The organism is Bifidobacterium anseris, from assembly GCF_002860345.1.
Taxonomy (GTDB): domain Bacteria; phylum Actinomycetota; class Actinomycetes; order Actinomycetales; family Bifidobacteriaceae; genus Bifidobacterium; species Bifidobacterium anseris.
Genome location: NZ_NMYC01000005.1, coordinates 1 through 19,673 on the forward strand (window position 1 = coordinate 1; position 19,673 = coordinate 19,673).

The window sequence follows — 19,673 nt, forward strand, 5'->3', positions numbered from 1 at the left end:
AAGGCCTCCATCCCGCACGCGGCGTCGCTGCATCAGGCTTGCGCCCATTGTGCAATATTCCCCACTGCTGCCTCCCGTAGGAGTCTGGGCCGTATCTCAGTCCCAATGTGGCCGGTCACCCTCTCAGGCCGGCTACCCGTCAACGCCTTGGTGGGCCGTCACCCCGCCAACAAGCTGATAGGACGCGACCCCATCCCATGCCGCAAAAGCCTTTCCCACACCCCCATGCAGGGGCGCGGAGCATCCGGCATTACCACCCGTTTCCAGGAGCTATTCCGGTGCATGGGGCAGGTTGGTCACGCATTACTCACCCGTTCGCCACTCTCACCCCGGCAGCAAGCTGCCAGGGATCCCGTTCGACTTGCATGTGTTAAGCACGCCGCCAGCGTTCATCCTGAGCCAGAATCGAACCCTCCACAAAAAACATTCATGGAGACATCCAACAGATGACTCACAAAAGAAAAAGACGGACCATCCAATAAGGAAGGACGGTCACACAAAAACCCCGACACCCATCAAACCCCCTCGGGTACCACACGGGCGGGCATCGGACTGGCAATCAAAGACCACCACACAACCAACACGAAGTCAGTCGCATGATGAAGTAGTACAGTACACACTATTGAGTTCTCAAACCACCACACACAGCCAACGACCCTCCGAACCCAGTCCAGAAGCTCACCAACCGGCAGCAAGATGAATAACTTACACCACCCCAAACCAAAACACAAACCCACCCCCACCACAACACCCCCAAAACCCCTGCAAACACACACAACCACCGGCGTGTCGCAAACCACCCAAAACCACCCACAAACACCACCACAACCCATAACAACAACCACAACAACCCACCAAAAAACACCCACCACCGGCGTGTCGCGATACAGTCGACGTGTCTATCGATCGTCGATCAGCCAGGCAAGTTCGTCGAACGTGCAGATTCTGTGACGAAATCATCGCGCATCACCACAGCGCACTGCGCGCTTATTATCATGTTTTGTCGGCGCGTTTCCGCCGCGTATCATGCAGACGGACGCCCCACCGTTACCCTCGGCGAGACAGGATAACGATCGATACATATTTCCGGTGCATCGCACTGTAGTCAGGCCGCAGATTCGCGATGCCTGTACGAAAAGAGATGCATGTCCACCTCGAAATCCCCGGCCTGCCAGTCCACGCGCGACGATCAGGCCACTCTCAACGCATCCGTCGTCACGGTGACGCCACGTCGACGCATGCTCATGCTCGTCAACATCATCCTGTGCTGCATCGCGTCGTCGCTGCTGTCGACGGCGCTAAGCACGGCGCTGCCGCCGATCATCAGCGAATTCGGCATCGAAGTGAGCACCGGCCAATGGATCACGAGCATCTACGCGCTCGTCATGGCCATCATGATTCCGATGACCGCATTCCTCGCGAAACGCGTTCCGACGAAGCCGCTGTACGTGGGCGTCATCGGCGTCTTCCTATTCGGCACCGCGCTGTGCATGTGCGCGCCGAACATCCAGACGCTGCTGCTCGGCCGCGCGCTGCAGGCCATCGGCGGCGGCGCGATCACGACGGTCGGCCAGATCGTGCTGTTCGCAATCTTCCCGATCGAACAACGCGGCACGATCATGGGATGGTACGGCCTCGCGCTGAGCGCTGCGCCAATCGTCGCGCCGACGGTCGGCGGCGTCCTCGCCGACACTACCGGATGGCGTTCGATCTTTGCGCTCGTCGGCGTCGTCATGCTGCTGTCGCTCATCTTCGCCGCGGTCGTCTTCGCGAACGTGCTGCCGACGAGCCGCATCCGTCTCGACATGCCGTCGTTCCTGCTCACGGCGATCGCATTCGGCGGCGTCACCTATGGCATCGGCACGCTCACCGGCGGCATCGACCGCATCGGATGCGCCGCGCTCGTCGTCGGCATCATCGGCGCTGTGCTCTTCGTGCGCCGTCAGCTGCGTCTCGACACGCCGTTCCTCAACGTGCGCGTCTTCCAAAGCTACCGCTTCCGCGTCGGCGTCATTGCCGCGTGCCTGCTGTACCTCGTGATGATCGGACCGATGACGACGATTCCGCTCGCCGTGCAGGACGGCATGGGCTTCGCGGCGACCGTCTCCGGCCTCATGCTGCTGCCCGGATCGATCTGCAGCATCATCATGAATCCGGTCGCCGGCAAGCTGTTCGACCGTACCGGCGCGCGACGCATCGCGATCGTCGGTTCCGCGCTCACGCTCGCGTCGATGATTGCGCTCGCGTTCGTGCAGTCGACGACGTCGCTCGCCGTGTTCGCCGGCGTCAACGCCGTGCGCACAATCGGCATCTCCCTTGTGCTGATGCCGCTGCTCACCTGGTCGATCAGCGGACTCGACGAATCGATGACGGCGGACGGCACGTCGCTGTTCAACGCGCTCGCCCAGATGATGGGCGCCGTGAGCACCGCCGTGTTCGCCGGCATCATGGGAAGCCGCGGCATGGCTGGCTTCAACATGTCGAGCGCCTTCGGCGCGCTGTGCACGCTCGCGTTGTTCATCGTCGCGATTGTGTTCATCAAGAATCGTCGGAAAACCGCGATCGCCGCGCCGACGAAAAAGGACGCCGCCGCAATCGACAATGGCGAAATCAGCAACACAACGATTGCCGACGACGACATCAGCAACGCCGATATCGACGTGTTCGAGACGGCCGAGCAACTCGAAGTCGCCTCCTGACGGCTCGCTCGACGCGAAACGGGCGCAGTCGCGGAACATTGTGCGCGATGTTCCGCGACTGCGCCCGTTTTTTCGTTGGCGGCTGGATGGGCACATGTCGCACGCGGCAGCGGCGTTCATGGTAAGCCTGTAGACAAGGAAACAATCAACGCAACGACAAATCACAGCAGCGTCAATAGCGACAGAACAGGAGCGCGACATGGCGAAGAAAATCATGGTGTTCACCGGAGCGGGCATCTCTACATCAGCGGGAATCCCCGATTTCCGCGGCCCCGATGGCGTATGGACGAAACACCCCGACCAGATGCAGGTGTACGACATCGACGCCTTCCTTAGCGACAAGGAGGCGCGCGAATACTCATGGCGGTGGCAGAAGGAATCGCCGGTGTGGAACGCGAAACCCGGCGCGGCGCATTACGCGCTCGTCGATCTTGAAAAGGCGGGACTGCTCAGCCTCATCGCCACGCAGAACTTCGACGCGCTGCATGAGAAGGCCGGCAACAGCCCGGACAAAATCGTCAATCTGCACGGCACGATCGGCACATCGCACTGCCTCAGCTGCCATGCGCAATACGACACCGAGGAAATCATGGCACGGCTCGACGAAGAGCCGGATCCGCACTGCCATCGCAAGATGCCGTACCGCGGCAACATGCCGTGCAACGGACTGCTCAAGACGGACGTCGTCTACTTCGGCGAAATGCTGCCGGAAGGCGCGATGGAACGGTCGATCCGCGCCGCGCAGCAGGCGGACGAACTGTGGGTCGTCGGTTCGACGCTCGAAGTGTTCCCGGCCGCGAGCATCGTGCCGGCGGCCGCGCAGGCGGGCACGCCGATCACGATCATGAACATGGGCAGCACGCAGTACGATTCACTCGCCGACCGCCTCATCCACGACGACATCGCGACGGCGCTGCCGAAGCTCGTCAAGGAGACGATCGCGGAGAACGCAGGGAATCAGTGAGATTGCGCAATCAGTAAACAAAAAACATCGTTGCCCCGACGGCCGCGTTGCGCGCCGGGACGACGATGTTTTTTGCTTGTGCGATGTTCGAGGTCGACGTTCACTGGCTGCGGCGGCCGCATCAGCGAACAGCGTAGTGTTGCACGTGGAACATCGTGTGGAACATTCGGCGCATGATGTCGCTGTGCCGCGCGTGCTCAGTAGAAGCGCTCAGTAGATGCGCTTCGGCGTGTAGCCGGCGTCGCGCATCATCTGCAGCACCTGTTCGATATGCTCTGGGCCGTTCGTCTCCACGGTGACGCCGAGCGCGACCGAGTTCGTGTAGTGGCCGTTCGCCTTGAACTGATCGTGGTCGAGAGCGATGACGTTCGCGCGCGCCTTCGCGAGAATCGTCGCGACCTTGACGAGCTGCCCCGGCGTATCCGGCAGTTCGACTTCGAAGTTCATGATGCGGCCGCGCGCGATCATGCCCTTCTGAATGACGGCGCCGATCGTGACGGTGTCGATGTTGCCGCCGGACATGATCGGGACGACGACGTGCTCGCCTTCGGCCTCGGCGAACTTGCGCGAGCGCAGATTGAGATGTTCGAGCGCGGCAAGCGAAACGGCGCCGGCCGCTTCGACGACCATCTTGTGCTTTTCGAGCATGAGCAGAATCATCTCGTTGATATCGCGTTCGGAGACTTCGATGAGATCGTCGAGGAACTCGTTGAGCAGCGCGAAGGTCAGGTCACCGGGACGGCGCACGGCGACGCCTTCGGCCGACGTGACAACCTTGTCGGCGGCGACGACGCGGCCTGCGTCGAGTGACTTGCGCCACGCGGGCGAACCTTCGGGGATCGCGCCGATGACGCGCACGTCGGGACGGAAGGTCTTGACGGCGAGCGCGACGCCCGCCCCCAGACCGCCGCCGCCGAGCGGCACGACGATGTCGGTGACGTCTGGGCAGTCCTCGAGGATCTCCATCGCAATCGTGCCCTGGCCGCACAGGACCTCGTAATCGTCGAAGGGCGGCACGTAGGTCATGCCTTCGCTCTGGCTCAGTTCGATGGCGTAAGCGGCGGCCTCGTCGAAGACGTCGCCGTGCAGCACAACGTCCGCGCCGTACGCCTTCGTCGCGTCCACCTTGAGCGGCGGCGTGATCTGCGGCATCAGAATCGTCGCCTTCGCGCCGCGTTCACGCGCCGCATACGCGACGCCCTGCGCGTGGTTGCCGGCGGACGCAGTCACGATGCCGCGCTCGAGTTCGTCATCGGTCAAAGATGCAATCTTGTTGTAGGCACCGCGGATCTTGAACGAACCGGTGACCTGCAGGTTCTCCGGCTTGAGCAGAATCGTATGACCGGTCATCTCGGACAGCACCGGGGACGCAATGAGCTGCGTGTGCTTCGCGGTTCCGTCGAGTCGTTCGGCCGCCAGCTTGAGCTGCGCGGCATGGTCATGGCGCATCGCCTGCAATACATCTTTTTGTTCCATAAACGGATATTGTAAGTTGCGGTTCGCGAAGTGCCGCGGGGGCGTCCGCGTAGTGGCCATGTGCGTGAGATGGAGGCAGGCGCGCGCCTTCTCAATACCCAGAGCGCATACTCAGAGATTGACTCCCTCATTCGATACTGCCATCAGCTTCGCACACGAAGTTCTGCCGCATTCCCTTTTCGAGAATGAAACGCTTCTGATAGAAGACATCCGTGTAGTCAAGCACTTTATTCATCTGCGCGGTGTCGAAGAACGCGCCGATGGCCGCCGAGACGACCGGAACGGCCTTCTTGACCGCCTGCTGCGTCAGTCGCTTACCAATCTGCTCAAACACACCTCGGAACATGGCATTCTCAAGGCCAGCCTCGCCTGCTTTTTCCAAAGCCCTCTTTGCCGCCTTGTTCGCCAGCGCGCGCAGCTGCACTATCAGCAGTGGAATACCGTGACTCCGACGAGCGTGCCGCCGATGATGAACGAGCCTGCCAAATCACGGGCGTGATGCGTTCTCCTCGTTGTTTGCGCTGTGGTCGCGCGTCGCGGTGCCGCGGTCGGCCGATGTAATGTACGGATTCACCATGGCGCCGCGCTCTGCTCGCGCTTCCGCGGAATGGCGGTCCCAGTTATCACAGTAGGTGTAGGTAATCATTCCGGGAGCGAACCGCTCGACGAGCGTCTGATGCACGATTGACTCATGGCACCGTGTTGACCTGACCACATTTCATCATTTCCATCATACTGACGCGCGACAGCCCGGGGCTGCCGCCACGGTCCATGCTTGATTCAGACGACGTCGGCATCGTGCTTGCGGCGGCCGATGAGTCGCCGACCAAGCAAGTACAGCAGCATGCCGATCGCGAGGTTCCCCAGCACAATGAGCAGCGCAGCCCAAAGATTAGTCTGCATGAGCGTGAACGTGTCCGCCGAGAACGTGGAGAACGTGGTCAGGCCACCGCAGAATCCGGTCGTCAGGAATTTGGAGAGTGATTTCGATGGCTGCCTGTTCTCAATGATCGCAGTGAAGAGTCCCATGAGGAAACAGCCGCAGCAGTTGATGATGAGAATGGAAAGCGGGTCGGCAAGCCAACCGTTCAGGCCGGTTTCCAGAAGATAGCGACAGACCGCACCGAGTGCACATCCGAGTCCCACAGCAAGCAGTTTCATAACCCACTCCTTCTATTTCGCGAACAGTTGGGCGGCAAGAAAACCAAGCGCCACGCAGCACACGCCGAGTACCACGCTGCCGAGCCAGTACAGCCATGCGCGCAATGTGCGGTCCGTGTTGAACAGTGCGACGACTTCGGACGTGAACGTGGAGAACGTGGTCAGACCACCGCAGAAGCCGGTGACGACGAGCGCTTTCCATGGGGCGCCGAGCGTGCCCACGGCAGTGACGGCGAGCATGATGCCGACGATGAACGAGCCCGCCAGATTGACGAGGAGCGTGCCAAAGGGGATGGCGTAGTCGGAGCGATTGAGCCAACTTGAGCACAACGAGCGTAGACAGCCACCAGCGAAACCGCCGACTGCCACCGCGGTGAGATTCCACCAGATCATGGTCGTGATGCGCTCCTCTCGTTGTATGCGCTGTGGCGCGCTGTTGTTGCGCTGTGGTCAGTTGACCGCGTTCCATCATAGTGATGTGGGGCCCGGCGCGGTGGACGGCTGGCTCTCACTTCCCACAATCATGTATGCAGCGGGTTCGGTGGCGAGGAAATCGCGCGTGACGCCAAAATCGAAGGTTGCGCTCTCCGTCATGACGCTCTGCGGGCCCTCGAGGATTGTATCTATATCCTCAAGGCGCACCTTGCTCGGGCACACGACCATCACGATGACACTGGCGATGGCGGTTCCCGTCAAAGATTCAACGGCGCGAGCCAACGCACCCGCCACCGCTCTTGCATCGCGCGTCTCGGAACAGTGAAACTGTGCAAGATGCAGATAACATCCTTTCACGTCATCAATAATCAGTGAAGCCGGAATACAAGAAAACGAATCGTCAGCATTCAGCATGCGGAGTAATGCTCGGATAGGCGCCAACGGATCCTGACCATCATCAGCACACGCCCATGCATCAGCAGACACACCGGGCGACCCAATCGTAAGAACGGACTGCTGAATTCTCGTATTGACGACAGTCGCTAGAAAGCCATCATCCCGATACTCGATTCCCGTCGAATACGTATCCGTCACGCTTCCTCTTTTTTTCATTTGGCGATTTCATTGCATTGCAAGAATCACAGAATCAGAAAGAACTCAATGTCACCCTGGAATACTCCAGGAATATATCACCGCATCAATCATTGCGATGCTTCCCAGCGGCCCCATCCGCTGATTCAACTGATGTGTGCGGCGCGCGGTGCGCGACGTGCACGCCTCACACCACCGATCACATAGCCGAGAATTCTTACATGCTTACAATGAAATCTTACATGAAAGAATTGATTCTTACATCAATGTAAGAATTCAGCGAGCCGGTTTGGAGCGCACGCAGACCACCGTTCGCGGTCGCGCACAGCCGCACGCCATCAATTATTCGCAATCGTCAACAATAGAAAACGGGCGGCCAGTCTACTGACTGACCGCCCGCAATGCTTCACGAGAAGCAACGCGCGCTCGCACGGCGTCACAACTGCACGACGACGCCCTCCCAAGCGGCCAGCTCACCATTCGCGAGCGCCTTCGCGCTGTGGATCGCGTCGATCGTGCTCAACACGATCTGGTCTTCGCGCACGCCGTCGCCGACCAGTTCAGCCACTGACTTTGGCAGTTCGGCGTGCTTGCCGCTCAGGTTGAGCACGACGAGCATGCGGTCGTCGCCCAGTGTGCGCGTGAACGCGTAGACCTTCTCGTCATCGTCGTCGACGAGTTCCCATGCGCCGGCGGCGACGAGCGCACTGTTATGGCGCAGGTTGACGAGTTTCTTGTAGAACGCGTATACGGAATCCGGATCGTCGAACTGCGCGGCCGCGTTGATTTCGACGTGGTTCGGGTTCACTGAAATCCACGGTTCCGTAGCGGCACCAGCGGCGGTGAATCCCGCGTATTTGGAGCCATCCCACTGCATCGGCGTGCGCGCGTTGTCACGGCCGAAGAGCGCGAGCGCCTCCATCATCGATTCCGCGGACTGCACTTTCGCAGTCTCCACACGCTGACGGTAGGCGTTGATCGATTCGAGGTCGCGGTACTGGTCGAGCTTCGTGAAATGCGCGCCGGTCATGCCGAGTTCCTCACCCTGATAGATGTACGGGGTACCACGGTGCAAATGGATGAGCATGCCGAAGGCCTTTGCGGAACGCGCGCGCATCTCCTCGCTCGTGTCGTCTCCCCAGCGGGTAACGACACGCGGCTGGTCGTGGTTGCAGGTGAACAGGCTCGCCCATCCGCGATCGTGCACGGCTTCCTGCTGCGCCTTGAGCTGTTCGCGCAGATGACGCACGTCGAACTTGACGATATCCCACTTCGAGTCGCCCTGATCGATGCCAACGTGATCGAAGAGGAACAGCATATCGAGTTCCTTGTTCGCCGGGTCGGTGATGTATTCGTTGCGCACGGCGTCCACACCCGGCGCTTCGCCGACGTTCATGTAGCCGCCGCGCTTTTCGAAGACTTCGCGACGCATCTCCTTGAGGAATTCGTCGATACGCGGACCGTCCGAGCTGAACGGATACGGCGACGAGTATCCTTCTTCGCCTGCCGGATAATCGTCGATTGCGCTGCCAGGTTCGCCAGGCAGGTGTCCTTCGCCATCGACGACCTTCGAGATCTGCGTGATGACATCCATGCGGAAGCCGTCGATGCCGCGATCCATCCACCAGTTCATCATGTCGTACACGGCTTTGCGCACGGCCGGATTCTCCCAGTTGAGGTCCGGCTGCTTCTTCGAATACTGGTGCAGGAAGTACTCGCCGCGCTGCTCGTCGTACTGCCATGCGGAGCCGCCGAAGTACGAACCCCACTGATTGGGTTCGGCTCCCGGTTCGCCGGGCGTCTTGCCTTCGCGCGCCGGACGCCACCAGTACCAGTCCGCCTTGTCCGAGTTCGGGTCGCGTGATTCCTGGAACCATGCGTGCTCGTCGGAGGTGTGGTTGACGACGAGATCCATGATGACCTTGATGCCGCGCGCATGCGCCTGCTCGAGCAGTTCGTCCATGTCTTCCATCGTGCCGAAGATCGGGTCGATCGCCTGATAGTCGGAGATGTCGTAGCCGTTGTCGTCCTGCGGAGACTGGTAGACGGGGCTGAGCCAGATGACGTCGACACCAAGGTCGGCGATGTAGTCAAGGCGGCTCGTGATGCCTTTGAGATCGCCGATGCCGTCGCCGTTGGAATCCTGGAAGCTGCGCGGATAGATCTGGTAGACGACGGCGTTCGCCCACCACGGGTTCGGCGTGGCTCCGTTCGTGCGCACGGTGTCCGGCAGTGTGGAACGGTTGAGTGTGGTCATAGATGCGGCTCCTTCGGCTTGGCTGTTGCGCTACGGTTGGTATATGGAAATCAGCCAACGCAACGGTTTCGGAATGTGACCATAGTAGGCGACGGCGAATTAGTTTCCCATTCAATGTGCGCCATTGGCGTGTGGGAAAGTATTCATGTGCAAGCGGCGGCAGAAGCGCACCATATCGCGCTATGACGCGACACAGACAGCACCCGTGCACCAGCTGCAACGCGCTGATCTGATGACAGCAGCGCCCGCAACGTCGTCATGGTTGCGCGCATCACTCGAATGTTCACATGAACAATCGAGTGATGCTGAACTGCACTCCGCACACAAGCCCACATCGCCACACATACGCACATATCCAAGCAGACACGCACACACATACCCCCAATCCCGACCAAAATCACCCACCCCGTCGTTCATATGCCCCATCCGCCAACGCGACGGCCGCATATCTCGATTACTCAAGAAAACAATCGAGATATGCGACACATGGATCAAGCAGCAACGCACCTTACACACCGTGGGCAAAAGAAACACAGCCACTAGAGACAGAAGGAGTCAGAAAGCTCAGAGCAGCAGTATGCCACCAACACGCAGTCGCCATAATCAAGCGTAATCGTGCGCTCTTCACCGGATTCCAGACGCTTGCAATCGCCGGTCCGCGAATCGAACAGGCCAATCGGACACCCAGAGGCACGAATGTGGACGGTCTGCGGGCAGTCTTCGTTCAAACCAATGTACAGCACCACATACTGGCCGCGGAACGTATTGCGGATGCCGAGCGGCACATTGCCGTGCACCGGGTCACAGAGCAAGCTCTCCAGTTCCGGCACGCCGACTCCATCTGGATGAGTGAGCTCGCCGCGCTCATCAAAGAACGGACGAAGCACCTCGAAATCGGTTTCATCGAGCGCGTCGGAACAGTAAATCGGACCGCCGCTGATCCACCGTAGCAGTGCATGCGTGCGCGCATGCGGGTGACGAGTCCAGAACATGTCCCAATCGCAGCGGTAGAGGGCGCCCACCATCAGCGAGCAGTAAGCGTTCTCAATGACGTGCTCGGCGAGCGACTCCGGGGTGCGCGGGAAGAAGTCGTCACTCGTGCGCGTGAGCACCGAACGCGGGCGATTCCAAATGTTCTCCGGTGCCATGCCCATGCAGTTGATGAGCGGAACGTTGTCGGCGAACGACTCACTGACCGCAATCTCAAGCGCTTCATAGCGCGCGCCTAATCTGTCGAACGACTCGACCCCACGAGTGAGCGGCGTCATCGTGCTCTGAGAGTCAACCTTGACGAAATCGACGCCGGCGTTGTGCAGCTCGGTGTCCCAGGCACGCCAGAACGCGACGCCGCGGTCCGGGTGCGGAATCAGCATGCCGTTCGGCAAACGCTCGAGCGTCTCGGCAAAATCGCGAGCGATTGCAGAATTCGAGTCAACGCCCTCCCAGTACCCTTGGAATGCCTGCCAGACGCCGACGTACTGCACATGGAAGTCATGCTTGAGCAACTCCACCGTGTGCGCAAGACCGTGCGGGAACCGCTCGCTGTCCGCGGTGAAACCAGTGAGTTTGTTGGCCTCGGTCTGCGACCAGCCATCGTCGATGAGCACCCACGACACGGGCACCCGTTTTGCTTGGAATTCCCGCATTTTCTCGATGATCGCCGACTCGCTCACCTGCTGGCCGAGCGAATCCCACGTGCACCAGCCGAGACCGCGGAACTGCTCGGGAAGGCGTGGTTTGCGCAGCATATCGCGGTGGGCGGCGATGCCGTTGACCTGCGCCGCATGCCGCACGCATTGCTCGACGAGCGCGTACGGGTCGTCGCCATACGCATACAGCAGCGCCAGGCCCTCCACAGTCGTACGCCCCACCTGATTCGTCGACACGTCGATCGCCACGCCGTCCGCGCACCCTTCGATGCCGCGGATATCGGCACGGCATGCCCGATTGCTCACCGCGAACAGCAGATGCCACTGCCGATCCGCCTGATTCGCGGAACGCCACAGCAGCATCTGCGTGCGCGGCGGCACGTCGGCGCAATCGTTCACCCATGTCGGACGCATCCACCATTCCTTGTGCTGATACAGGCACAGCATCGGCGATTGCGGCGTCGGCAGCGCGCATGTCAGCGTGAGCGCGCGCGACGCGCGAAACGTCGGATGTTCGAGAATCGGATTGCCGACGGGCAGTTGTGCGCTGACGGCGATCTCGACGACGTCGCCGTCAGCGCGCATGTCGACCGATTCGAGCGGCAGCGCCCGCGCAACGCACTCTCCCCCAGGTCCACATTCGGTGTACGCGGTCACCAACGTGACCTCCGGCAGTCGTCTCGCCTGGCCTGTCGTCATATGCCTTCTCCTTCGTGCGCCGATGACGTCGACGTTGCCGCATAGTAGCCAAGCTTGTCATAGTCCACAAGTCGCGCGCACATATGCGCACAATCCCGATCAAAGACACCCATCGCAATCGCTCCTGCACCCTATCCACCAACGCGACGGCCGCATATATCGATTGCTCGCAGAAACAATCGATATATGCGGCCAAGCATCGCGCATCGCACACCCGCGCGCACCCGCGCGCCGTCACTTCACGGCGCCGCGCATGACGCCACCGATCACCCACTTCTGGGCGAAAACATAGACGACGAGCACCGGCGCCATCGCCATCAGATAACTCGCGAAGGCCTGCGGATAGTTCGTCGCGAACTGCGAACTGAACACGTACTGTGCGAGCGGAATCGTCTGATTGCTCTGGTCGGTGAGGATGATGAGCGGCAGCAGGAAGTCGTTCCACGCCCACAGCGCCGTCATAATCGCAATCGTCGCGTTGATCGGTCCCATCAACGGGAAGATGATCTTCCAGAAGATGCGCCACGTGCCCGCGCCGTCGATGCGGGCGGCCTCCTCGAGCGAAATCGGAATCGAACGGATGAAGCCCGTCGCAATGAACAGGTTCGTGCCCAGACCCAGAATCACGTAGAGAATGATCAGGCCGGCCTGGTTATCGAGATGCCACGAGCCCATCTGCTTGGCGAGCGGCAGCATGACGACCGGGAATGGCACGAACATCGCGGCGATGAAGAAGTAGTAGAGGAAGCGGAAGAATCGCTTGTCCATGTTGCGCGCGATCGCGTATGCCACGAAGGTGTTCGTCACGAGCGTGAGCGAGACGGCGAGCACGGTGATGATCGCCGAGTTGAGCGCGGCGCGCGGATAGTCGACCCTTGCCGACGCGGCGGCGAAGTTCCCCCACTGCCAGCTCGTCGGCAGACTGAATGTGCCCGCTTCCGCCGGCGTCTTCAGCGCGGTGACGACCGTGAAATACAACGGCACGAGGATCGTCAGGCTGAACACGGCGACGACCGCGGTCAGCCACCAGTTGATGCGGCGATCCTTGCGGAACTTCTGCGACTGCGCATGATGAACTGTGGTTCGTGTAGTTGCGGACGTCATGATGATCACACCTTTTCCTTGCTGCCGAAGAACTTGAGCTGAATGAACGCGATGATCGCGAGGACGATGAAGAACAGCACGGCGTTCGCGGTCTGATACGCGTATTCGCCGCCGGTCAGGCCGCCCTTCCAAATGAGGTAAGTGACCGTCTCCGTCTTCGAGTTCGGGCCGCCGTCGGTCAGCGCGACGACCTGATCGAAGGTGCCGAGCGCGTTCTTCATCGTGAGCACGAGATTGATCGTGAAGAACGGTCCGATCAGCGGGAACGTGATCTTCCAGAACTTCTGCCATGCGTTCACGCCGTCGATTGCGGCGGCCTCATAGACCTGGCTGTCCACCGTCTGCAGACCGGCGAGGTAGATGAGCACCGAATAGGCGACGCCCTGCCACACGGCGAGGAAGACGATCGGAATCCACGCGTACCGCTCGCTTGTGAGCAGCGATTCGCTCAGCCATCCGATGCCGAGCGCCTTGCCGAGCGCGGGCAGCGGCTGCATGAAGATGTACTTGAACACGTAGCCGATGACAAGCACCGCCAATGTGTACGGGATGAAGTAGATCGCACGGAAGCCGTTCTTCCAAGCGATCTTGCCGTTGAGCGCGACCGAAAGGAACAATGCGATCACGTTGATGAGCACGGTGATGGCGATGGCGATCAGGAATGTGAACAGATAGGCGTGTCCGACGCGCTCGTCATGGAACAGCGCCGCATAGTTCCTCAATCCGATCCAGTCGTAATCTCCGTATCCCTGCGAGTTGGTGAACGAATACAGCACGCCCTGGATGAACGGCACGTACAGGAACACGGCGAAGATCACCGCCGCCGGCACGGCCATCCAGTAATAGGCGCGATCCACCTTACGATCGGAGAACGCGGACCGTTTCTTGTTCTTTTGCCGATTCGGCGGCTGGTTCGCCGGCTTGCGGGAGTGGTGGGTGTCGATGTCGTTCGCAAGCACGTCCTCCATCGCGCGCGCCTGCTGACCGGCATTGGTCAACGAAGTCATTTCTGACCTTCCTTTCCTTGCAATCTCATTCGCGGAAGTCGCGGGCCTGCACTTTGTCCCACTCGTTCTGCATCGAATCGACGAACTGATTAACGTTGCCGCTCAGAATCGCGGACTGCAGATAGCCGCCGATGTTGATCGACGACGGGATGTAGTGGTCGCAGAAATCGGCCACACGATTGCTTTCGAAGAACGGGCGCACCGTCTCGAGCGCAGGGTTGCCGAAATAAGTCTCCTTGAGCGGCGTGATTGCCGACTGCGCGTCCGCGTAGTTCTCCAGCTGCTGCTTGCTCATCAGGAACCGGATGAACCGCATCGCCTCCTTGGGGTGTTTGGTATCCGCACCCATCGTGAGAATGACGTCGTCACCGGCCGTGAGAATCTGCTCGTCCGCGTCATTCGTGGCCGGCATCTGCGCGAAGCCGAGATCGATGTCCTTGTTGATCATCGTGATCTGCGGAATCGCGTATGTGCCGAGCGGGATGATGGCCGCCGCTCCCTTCGCGAAGTTCTGCGTGCCCTGCTGGTAGGTGACGCCTTTCTCACCGTCCGCGTACGAGAACAGATCGATTTCCTTCTGCACTGGCTCGGTCCAGATCTGCCTGAACGTGGTGGTGCCGTCCTTGAGTTTCGTGTACTCGCTTTCCGGCACGAGCGTTCCAGCGAGCGACGCGAGAGGCGCCTGCGTCGTCCATGCGTCTGCGAGCGTCGCCTGCACCGGGTCGATGCCGGCATCGCGGAACGTCTGCAGCATCGCCGTGAACTCATCCCATGTCTTCGGCGGGTTCTGTGGGTCGAGCCCGACCTTGCGGAACAGTTCCTTGTTGTAGATGTACCCAGACGCATTGCCGGCGAACGGCAATCCGTACAGCTTCTTCTTGGCCGGATCGGACGTCTGCACGAGGTTCTTCGCGATGTCCACCATGCCCTCGTTGAGTTCGTCGACGATCGGATCATCGGTGAAATCATGGAAGACGCCGCTCGCCGCGAAGGTGCCGAAACTGTAGTCGCCGTTGAAGGTGATGACATCCGGGACGCGGTCCTTGACGAAGCGCGTGCGCAGGTCGGTCTGCGCGTTCGCGGAATTGTTGATGTTGATGCGGATGTCCGGATTATCCCGCTCGAATTCCTCGGCCGCCTGCTTGAACCAGTCCGCGGCCTCAGCCTTGAACTGGAAGAAATCGAGCGTGACGCGTCCGTCGGCGCCGGACGCGCCGCAGCCGGCCGTCCCCAGTCCGACGGCGAGCGTGCATACCGCGGCGCCGATTCCTTTCCATAGCCGCCGAAGCGTCGACGGTCCGCTGCTCGTTGCGAATGTCATCGTGACTCCCTCGTCCGTTCCAGTGTTCCTGTTCCTCAATCGGCGTCCGCTCCATCACATCCGCCGATATCATGCAGTGTATGAATCCGCGGATTTCATTCCCACCGTCCCGCGCGTCCGAGAACGGCGCAAGAAAAACAGCGTATATTTATATACCCATGGAAACAAATTCGGATCGACTGGAGTTCCCGCACTGGTTCAGCAAGTCGCAGGCCACGCACGACGTGGCGCGCGGCATCATGCAATACGGGCCGATCGCGCGTACGCCACTCGCGCAGATCTTCAACCTGTCCCAGGGTGCCCTGTCGCGCATCACGAGCGATCTCATCTACGACGGTGTCATCGAGGAGCTGCCTGCAGGCACCGCACAGACGGGGACGCTGCCCGCGGGAGCGGCGGTCCACGACATGGGCGGCCGGCGCGGGCGGCCGCAGACGGCGCTGCGCATCCGCGAGAACGAGCATGTCTTCCTTGGCGTCAACATCCACGACGGCGCGATCACCGTCTCCGAAGTCAACACGATGTGCCGGCCGATCGGTGCCGAGCTGACCGAGGACATCACCGACCGCTCCCCCGATGCGATCGTCGCGCAGATCGCACGCATGGTGCGGGCTGCCACCGCACCCGACGCGCCGGCGCCGACGGCGATCGGACTCTCGCTCGGCGGCCATGTCGAGGACGACCGTTTCGTGACCTTCGCGCCATTCCTGTACTGGGACTACGCGGTGGATCTGGGCGCGCTCGTACAGCATGCGACCGGCGTCCCGACGAAGGTGTTCAACGACCTCGATTCGATTCTGTTGTACGAATGCTGGTTCGGCGATGCGATCGGGATTCCGCGCTTCGCCGTCATCACGATGGGCGCGGGCGTCGGCTACTCGCTTTCCGATCAGGGCGATCCAATCGACAATCCAGACAAAAGCTACGGCTTGGCGGGCCATGTACTCATCGACCCGGAGGGGCCGCGCTGCTCCTCCGGGCATGTGGGCTGCTCGCAGTGCCTGACGTCCGATTCGATCGCCGAGGAGTACTCGGGCATCATCGGCCGAGTGACCACCTTCGAGGAGTTCGCGCATGATCTCAATATCAACAGGCCGCAGGCGCGCCGCCTCGGCGAACGCACCTGCTTCCGCCTCGGTGTGCTCGTCGCGACCGTCTCGAACCTCGCGATGCCGACGCAGGTGCTCATCAGCGGCGAAAGCTCATTCATCGCGAAGAAGAACCGCGAGTTCATCCGCAAAGGCATCGACGCCTACCGACACAGTCAGGCCGCACCGGTGTCCTTCACGATCCCCGAGTTCAGCTGGAGGCTTTGGTCGGACGCGGCGGCCGCCCGTGCGATCGCCGCGTTCATCAGTTGATTGACTGACAGTAATGTGCGTCAGATGCGCGAGACCGAGAACAGCACGGCGTTCGCCGGGTGCAGACTCGGCGGACGCAGCCCGTACGATGCGAGCGCAGCGCCGCTCAACACAATGCCGTCGGCGTTCCACCAGCCGAGCGGACTCTGGCCGTTGCCGAGCTCGGAGAACGGTTCGCCGGCAGCGAGCGAGCACGGCAGCGGACGGACCACATAGTTCGCACAGCGATCAAGCCCGGGCAGCCGCACGGGCGCGGCCGGGTAGTTCTGCGACGTCGTCAGCTGCGTGAACCGGTAGACGGCACGTTCGCCGTCGGCACTGATTACGCCGTCCACACGCACGGCCGGGTCGGCGTCATCACCGTGCACCGCCATGCCATGCGCGAAATCGTCACGGTGACGCTTGTACGCGTCCACCCATACGCCGAGTTCGTCAAGCGCCGACTGCGGCTCGGCGAGCAGGTTCCACTCGATGCCGAGATGCCCGAAGAACGCCATCGCCATGCGCATTTCCTGGCTCGTCGCACGATGCGTGGAATGCGCGGGACTCGCGCCCACATGCTCACCGATCATCTCCGGCGGCACAAGCAGCGACGTGTACCGCTGGATGTCGGCGCGCTCGACCGGGTCGACGCAATCGGACGCCCAGATGCGGTCGGCCAACGAAAGTATCGCGAAGTCCACACGACCGCCGCCCGACGAGCAGCTTTCAATCTCCAGTCCGGGATGCGCGGTCTTCAAGTCGCGGAAAATGCGGTAGACGGCGAGCGTCTGCGCGTGGATTGCGGGCAGACCGGTACGCGGCGAGACCGCCTCGGTCACGTATTTGTTGTGGTCCCACTTGATGTAGTCGATGCCGAGTTCCGCCACGAGCGTGTTCATGCAGCCATACACGTAGTCGTAGGCGTCCGGATTGCTCAGGTCGACGACCTGCTGGTTGCGGCCCTGCATCGGCAGACGGTTCGCCGTGGGCTTGAGCACCCAGTCGGGATGCTCGCGGTACATGCGCGAATTCAGGTTCACCATCTCCGGTTCGAACCACAGGCCGAATTCCATGCCCTTGGCGTGCACATGGTCGGCGAGTGCCTTGAGCGAACGTTCGCCGTCGGGCCACACATCCTGCGCAATCTGCCAGTCACCGAGACCGGCCGTATCGTCGCGGCGGTCGCCGAACCATCCGTCGTCGACGACGAAGCGTTCGACGCCGCTGGCGGCGGCTTTGTCGGCGAGCGCCTTCAACGTCTCGAAGTCATGCTGGAAATAGACGGCCTCCCAGGTGTTGAGGATGACCGGGCGTGGCTTGTCGGCGATGCCGTGCGCGGCACGCCAGCGGGCGTGCGTCGCGCGCAGCTCGTCATGGAATCGTGAGGCTACCTCGTTGAGCCCGTTGCCGTAGGAGCCGTAGAGCCATGGCGTCGTATAGCCGGCATCCGCCGGAGCCACGTCCTCGCCGGCACCCTCATGAGCGGGCAGCCTCATTTCGCCACCGGCGAGCACCTCGCCGCCGCCGAGCAGTCCGGTCGTGTACGGCAGACGTTCGGCGGCCATCAGCGAATTGCCACTCCAGGCGACGTGCACCGCGTAGACGTCGCCGTCGGTGAAACCAAAGCCGGGGCGTCCGGCGTTGAGCAGCAGCGACGCGTCGAAATCGGGACGGCCGACCATGCTCGCCTTCTGGAAGCGGCCGATCGTGAACGGCTGGCGTTGCGGCGAGCGTTCACGCAGATGATGGCCGGTCGTCGTCAACAGTTCGGTCATATCGGCGGGCACCGGGAACGCAAGCTCAACGTGGCCGATCTCAAGCGCCTCGGCACGCCCGTTCGTCACCGTCAGCCGCTGTCGCACAAGGCCGCTGTCGCACAGTTCGCAGCGCCAGACGATCCGCACGCCCTGCTCGCCGTCCTCGGCGACGACGTCGGCGCCGTCATCGTCGATCCGCACATCGGTGACGGCGAATCGGCAATACAGTTCGACGCCGTCGGCTCGCACAACGAAGCGCGGCGAACCCGTCCATGCCTCGGCCTGCGTCGGCAGCACGCTCGGCCACGCGGTTTCGTCAAGCGCGCCGGAGACTCGCTGCGGACGCAACGCGTCCACGCTGGAGATAAGCGCGTGCGGGTCGGATAGCGGACGCCCCCAATGAACGATACGCGGCAGCTCGTCGCCGACGATTGCGAACGCGAAGGCTGCGCACGCCTCATGCCGTTCGAGATAGACGACATGCACCGCCTCGCCGCGGCTCGAGGTTCCGCTGAAATCCATGATCGTGGCCATCCGTCCGTCCTTTCATCCGGGCCGCTCATGCGTCATCGCCCGCGGCCGATATGCGATGGAGGATTATCCTATGAATTCGCGCATTCCTTGACACGCGTCGGCGTGTTCGCGCGGCCGGCAAGAAAATCGGGCGTCGACACCGGCTCACATGCGCCGCGCGCGGAAGAAATCGGCAAGCCGATCCGCGCACCGCTGTTCGCACACGCCGCCGACGACCTCAGGCACATGCCCCACATGCGGGTCGCGCGGAATGTCCCAGACCGAGCCGCATGCGCCGAGCTTCGCATCCCACGCGCCGAAGACGAGGCGTCCGATATGCGTCTGCAGGCACGCGCCCGCGCACATCGGGCACGGCTCGAGCGTCACGATGAGCGTGCAGTCATCCAGATTCCAGTCGTCGCGCTCGTCGGCCGCCTGACGCATCGCGAGGATCTCAGCATGGGCGAGCGGATCGGCGTCGCGCTCGCGCATGTTGCGGCCGATACCGACGACTTCGCCGTTCGCGTCGACGATGATCGCACCGACCGGCACATCGCCGTGCGTGGCCGCCTCGTCGGCGAGCGCGAGCGCCTCCTCCATCCATCCGCGCATCGCCGCGCGGTCCATCTGCATCAGCGACATCAGCGGCTCCTTTGCATCGTGTACATCGTGCGGCGACGAGTCGTACAGCCGTCAC

At 61.6% G+C, this 19,673-nt stretch carries 16 protein-coding genes and 1 rRNA gene; 3 read left to right on the plus strand and 14 right to left on the minus strand.

The genetic code is table 11. The features are described from left to right. Positions 1–421, minus strand: a 16S ribosomal RNA gene (locus CGZ88_RS05185); the annotation flags it as partial. Between the two features lie 724 nt (positions 422–1,145). Here CGZ88_RS05185 and CGZ88_RS05190 point away from each other — a divergent pair. Together CGZ88_RS05190 and CGZ88_RS05195 are read left to right on the plus strand one after the other, a co-directional pair. Next, positions 1,146–2,699, plus strand: coding sequence for a DHA2 family efflux MFS transporter permease subunit (locus CGZ88_RS05190; protein ID WP_101671304.1), 1,554 nt, complete (start codon positions 1,146–1,148; stop codon positions 2,697–2,699). Positions 2,700–2,898: 199 nt separating this feature from the next. After that, positions 2,899–3,663 (plus strand): SIR2 family NAD-dependent protein deacylase, encoded by a 765-nt coding sequence (locus tag CGZ88_RS05195; RefSeq protein WP_026644981.1) that lies wholly within the window; start codon positions 2,899–2,901, stop codon positions 3,661–3,663. A 210-nt stretch (positions 3,664–3,873) separates the two neighbouring features. Here the strand turns inward: CGZ88_RS05195 and ilvA are convergent, their stop codons facing one another. The 11 genes from ilvA to CGZ88_RS05245 form a co-directional block, all read right to left on the minus strand. Beyond that, positions 3,874–5,139: a threonine ammonia-lyase gene (gene ilvA / locus CGZ88_RS05200; protein ID WP_026644980.1), complete on the minus strand. Its 1,266-nt coding sequence runs from the start codon at positions 5,137–5,139 to the stop codon at positions 3,874–3,876. 127 nt (positions 5,140–5,266) lie between these two features. Continuing rightward, positions 5,267–5,563 (minus strand): hypothetical protein, encoded by a 297-nt coding sequence (locus CGZ88_RS05205; RefSeq protein WP_026644979.1) that lies wholly within the window; start codon positions 5,561–5,563, stop codon positions 5,267–5,269. A 63-nt stretch (positions 5,564–5,626) separates the two neighbouring features. Then, a complete protein-coding gene (locus tag CGZ88_RS08880; RefSeq protein WP_133120904.1) occupies positions 5,627–5,821 on the minus strand; it encodes a hypothetical protein in 195 nt (64 codons plus the stop codon). Positions 5,822–5,919: 98 nt separating this feature from the next. Then, the gene (crcB, locus tag CGZ88_RS05210) at positions 5,920–6,300 is read right to left on the minus strand and encodes a fluoride efflux transporter CrcB (RefSeq protein ID WP_026644978.1); all 381 of its coding nucleotides are present in this window, start codon (positions 6,298–6,300) and stop codon (positions 5,920–5,922) included. Positions 6,301–6,312: 12 nt separating this feature from the next. Then, positions 6,313–6,693: a fluoride efflux transporter CrcB gene (gene crcB / locus CGZ88_RS05215; protein WP_034523614.1), complete on the minus strand. Its 381-nt coding sequence runs from the start codon at positions 6,691–6,693 to the stop codon at positions 6,313–6,315. 75 nt (positions 6,694–6,768) lie between these two features. After that, positions 6,769–7,347 (minus strand): hypothetical protein, encoded by a 579-nt coding sequence (locus CGZ88_RS05220; RefSeq protein ID WP_101671305.1) that lies wholly within the window; start codon positions 7,345–7,347, stop codon positions 6,769–6,771. Between the two features lie 415 nt (positions 7,348–7,762). Next, positions 7,763–9,583, minus strand: coding sequence for a glycoside hydrolase family 13 protein (locus CGZ88_RS05225; protein WP_026644975.1), 1,821 nt, complete (start codon positions 9,581–9,583; stop codon positions 7,763–7,765). A gap of 539 nt (positions 9,584–10,122) precedes the next feature. After that, positions 10,123–11,931 (minus strand): Sip1-related alpha-galactosidase, encoded by a 1,809-nt coding sequence (locus CGZ88_RS05230; protein ID WP_081664022.1) that lies wholly within the window; start codon positions 11,929–11,931, stop codon positions 10,123–10,125. A 234-nt stretch (positions 11,932–12,165) separates the two neighbouring features. Then, positions 12,166–13,035 carry a carbohydrate ABC transporter permease gene (locus tag CGZ88_RS05235; protein ID WP_101671574.1) on the minus strand — a complete coding sequence of 290 codons (870 nt, stop codon included), beginning with the start codon at positions 13,033–13,035 and terminating at the stop codon, positions 12,166–12,168. 5 nt (positions 13,036–13,040) lie between these two features. Next, complete coding sequence (locus CGZ88_RS05240; RefSeq protein WP_026644973.1) at positions 13,041–14,042, minus strand: carbohydrate ABC transporter permease; 1,002 nt, start codon at positions 14,040–14,042, stop codon at positions 13,041–13,043. 25 nt (positions 14,043–14,067) lie between these two features. Continuing rightward, complete coding sequence (locus CGZ88_RS05245) at positions 14,068–15,363, minus strand: ABC transporter substrate-binding protein (protein ID WP_101671306.1); 1,296 nt, start codon at positions 15,361–15,363, stop codon at positions 14,068–14,070. A gap of 158 nt (positions 15,364–15,521) precedes the next feature. Between CGZ88_RS05245 and CGZ88_RS05250 the strand changes: the two genes are divergently transcribed. Next, a complete protein-coding gene (locus CGZ88_RS05250; RefSeq protein WP_026644971.1) occupies positions 15,522–16,724 on the plus strand; it encodes an ROK family protein in 1,203 nt (400 codons plus the stop codon). 20 nt (positions 16,725–16,744) lie between these two features. On the opposite strand, the gene CGZ88_RS05255 is transcribed toward CGZ88_RS05250, so the two are convergent. Together CGZ88_RS05255 and tadA are read right to left on the minus strand one after the other, a co-directional pair. Then, positions 16,745–18,997: an alpha-galactosidase gene (locus tag CGZ88_RS05255; protein WP_026644970.1), complete on the minus strand. Its 2,253-nt coding sequence runs from the start codon at positions 18,995–18,997 to the stop codon at positions 16,745–16,747. Positions 18,998–19,141: 144 nt separating this feature from the next. Then, a complete protein-coding gene (gene tadA / locus CGZ88_RS05260) occupies positions 19,142–19,618 on the minus strand; it encodes a tRNA adenosine(34) deaminase TadA (protein ID WP_231371412.1) in 477 nt (158 codons plus the stop codon). Between the last annotated feature and the right edge of the window lie 55 nt (positions 19,619–19,673).

Excerpts from the sequence above, each read along its gene's own strand:
- CGZ88_RS05235 (WP_101671574.1), bottom strand. The coding sequence starts at position 13,035 with ATGACGTCCGCAACTACACGAACCACAGTTCATCATGCGCAGTCGCAG.
- CGZ88_RS05190 (WP_101671304.1), top strand. The coding sequence starts at position 1,146 with ATGTCCACCTCGAAATCCCCGGCCTGCCAGTCCACGCGCGACGATCAG.
- crcB (WP_026644978.1), bottom strand. The coding sequence starts at position 6,300 with ATGAAACTGCTTGCTGTGGGACTCGGATGTGCACTCGGTGCGGTCTGT.
- ilvA (WP_026644980.1), bottom strand. The coding sequence starts at position 5,139 with ATGGAACAAAAAGATGTATTGCAGGCGATGCGCCATGACCATGCCGCG.
- CGZ88_RS05250 (WP_026644971.1), top strand. The coding sequence starts at position 15,522 with ATGGAAACAAATTCGGATCGACTGGAGTTCCCGCACTGGTTCAGCAAG.
- CGZ88_RS05245 (WP_101671306.1), bottom strand. The coding sequence starts at position 15,363 with ATGACATTCGCAACGAGCAGCGGACCGTCGACGCTTCGGCGGCTATGG.
- CGZ88_RS05220 (WP_101671305.1), bottom strand. The coding sequence starts at position 7,347 with ATGAAAAAAAGAGGAAGCGTGACGGATACGTATTCGACGGGAATCGAG.
- CGZ88_RS05195 (WP_026644981.1), top strand. The coding sequence starts at position 2,899 with ATGGCGAAGAAAATCATGGTGTTCACCGGAGCGGGCATCTCTACATCA.
- crcB (WP_034523614.1), bottom strand. The coding sequence starts at position 6,693 with ATGATCTGGTGGAATCTCACCGCGGTGGCAGTCGGCGGTTTCGCTGGT.
- CGZ88_RS05240 (WP_026644973.1), bottom strand. The coding sequence starts at position 14,042 with ATGACTTCGTTGACCAATGCCGGTCAGCAGGCGCGCGCGATGGAGGAC.
- CGZ88_RS05225 (WP_026644975.1), bottom strand. The coding sequence starts at position 9,583 with ATGACCACACTCAACCGTTCCACACTGCCGGACACCGTGCGCACGAAC.
- tadA (WP_231371412.1), bottom strand. The coding sequence starts at position 19,618 with ATGTCGCTGATGCAGATGGACCGCGCGGCGATGCGCGGATGGATGGAG.
- CGZ88_RS05255 (WP_026644970.1), bottom strand. The coding sequence starts at position 18,997 with ATGGCCACGATCATGGATTTCAGCGGAACCTCGAGCCGCGGCGAGGCG.
- CGZ88_RS05230 (WP_081664022.1), bottom strand. The coding sequence starts at position 11,931 with ATGACGACAGGCCAGGCGAGACGACTGCCGGAGGTCACGTTGGTGACC.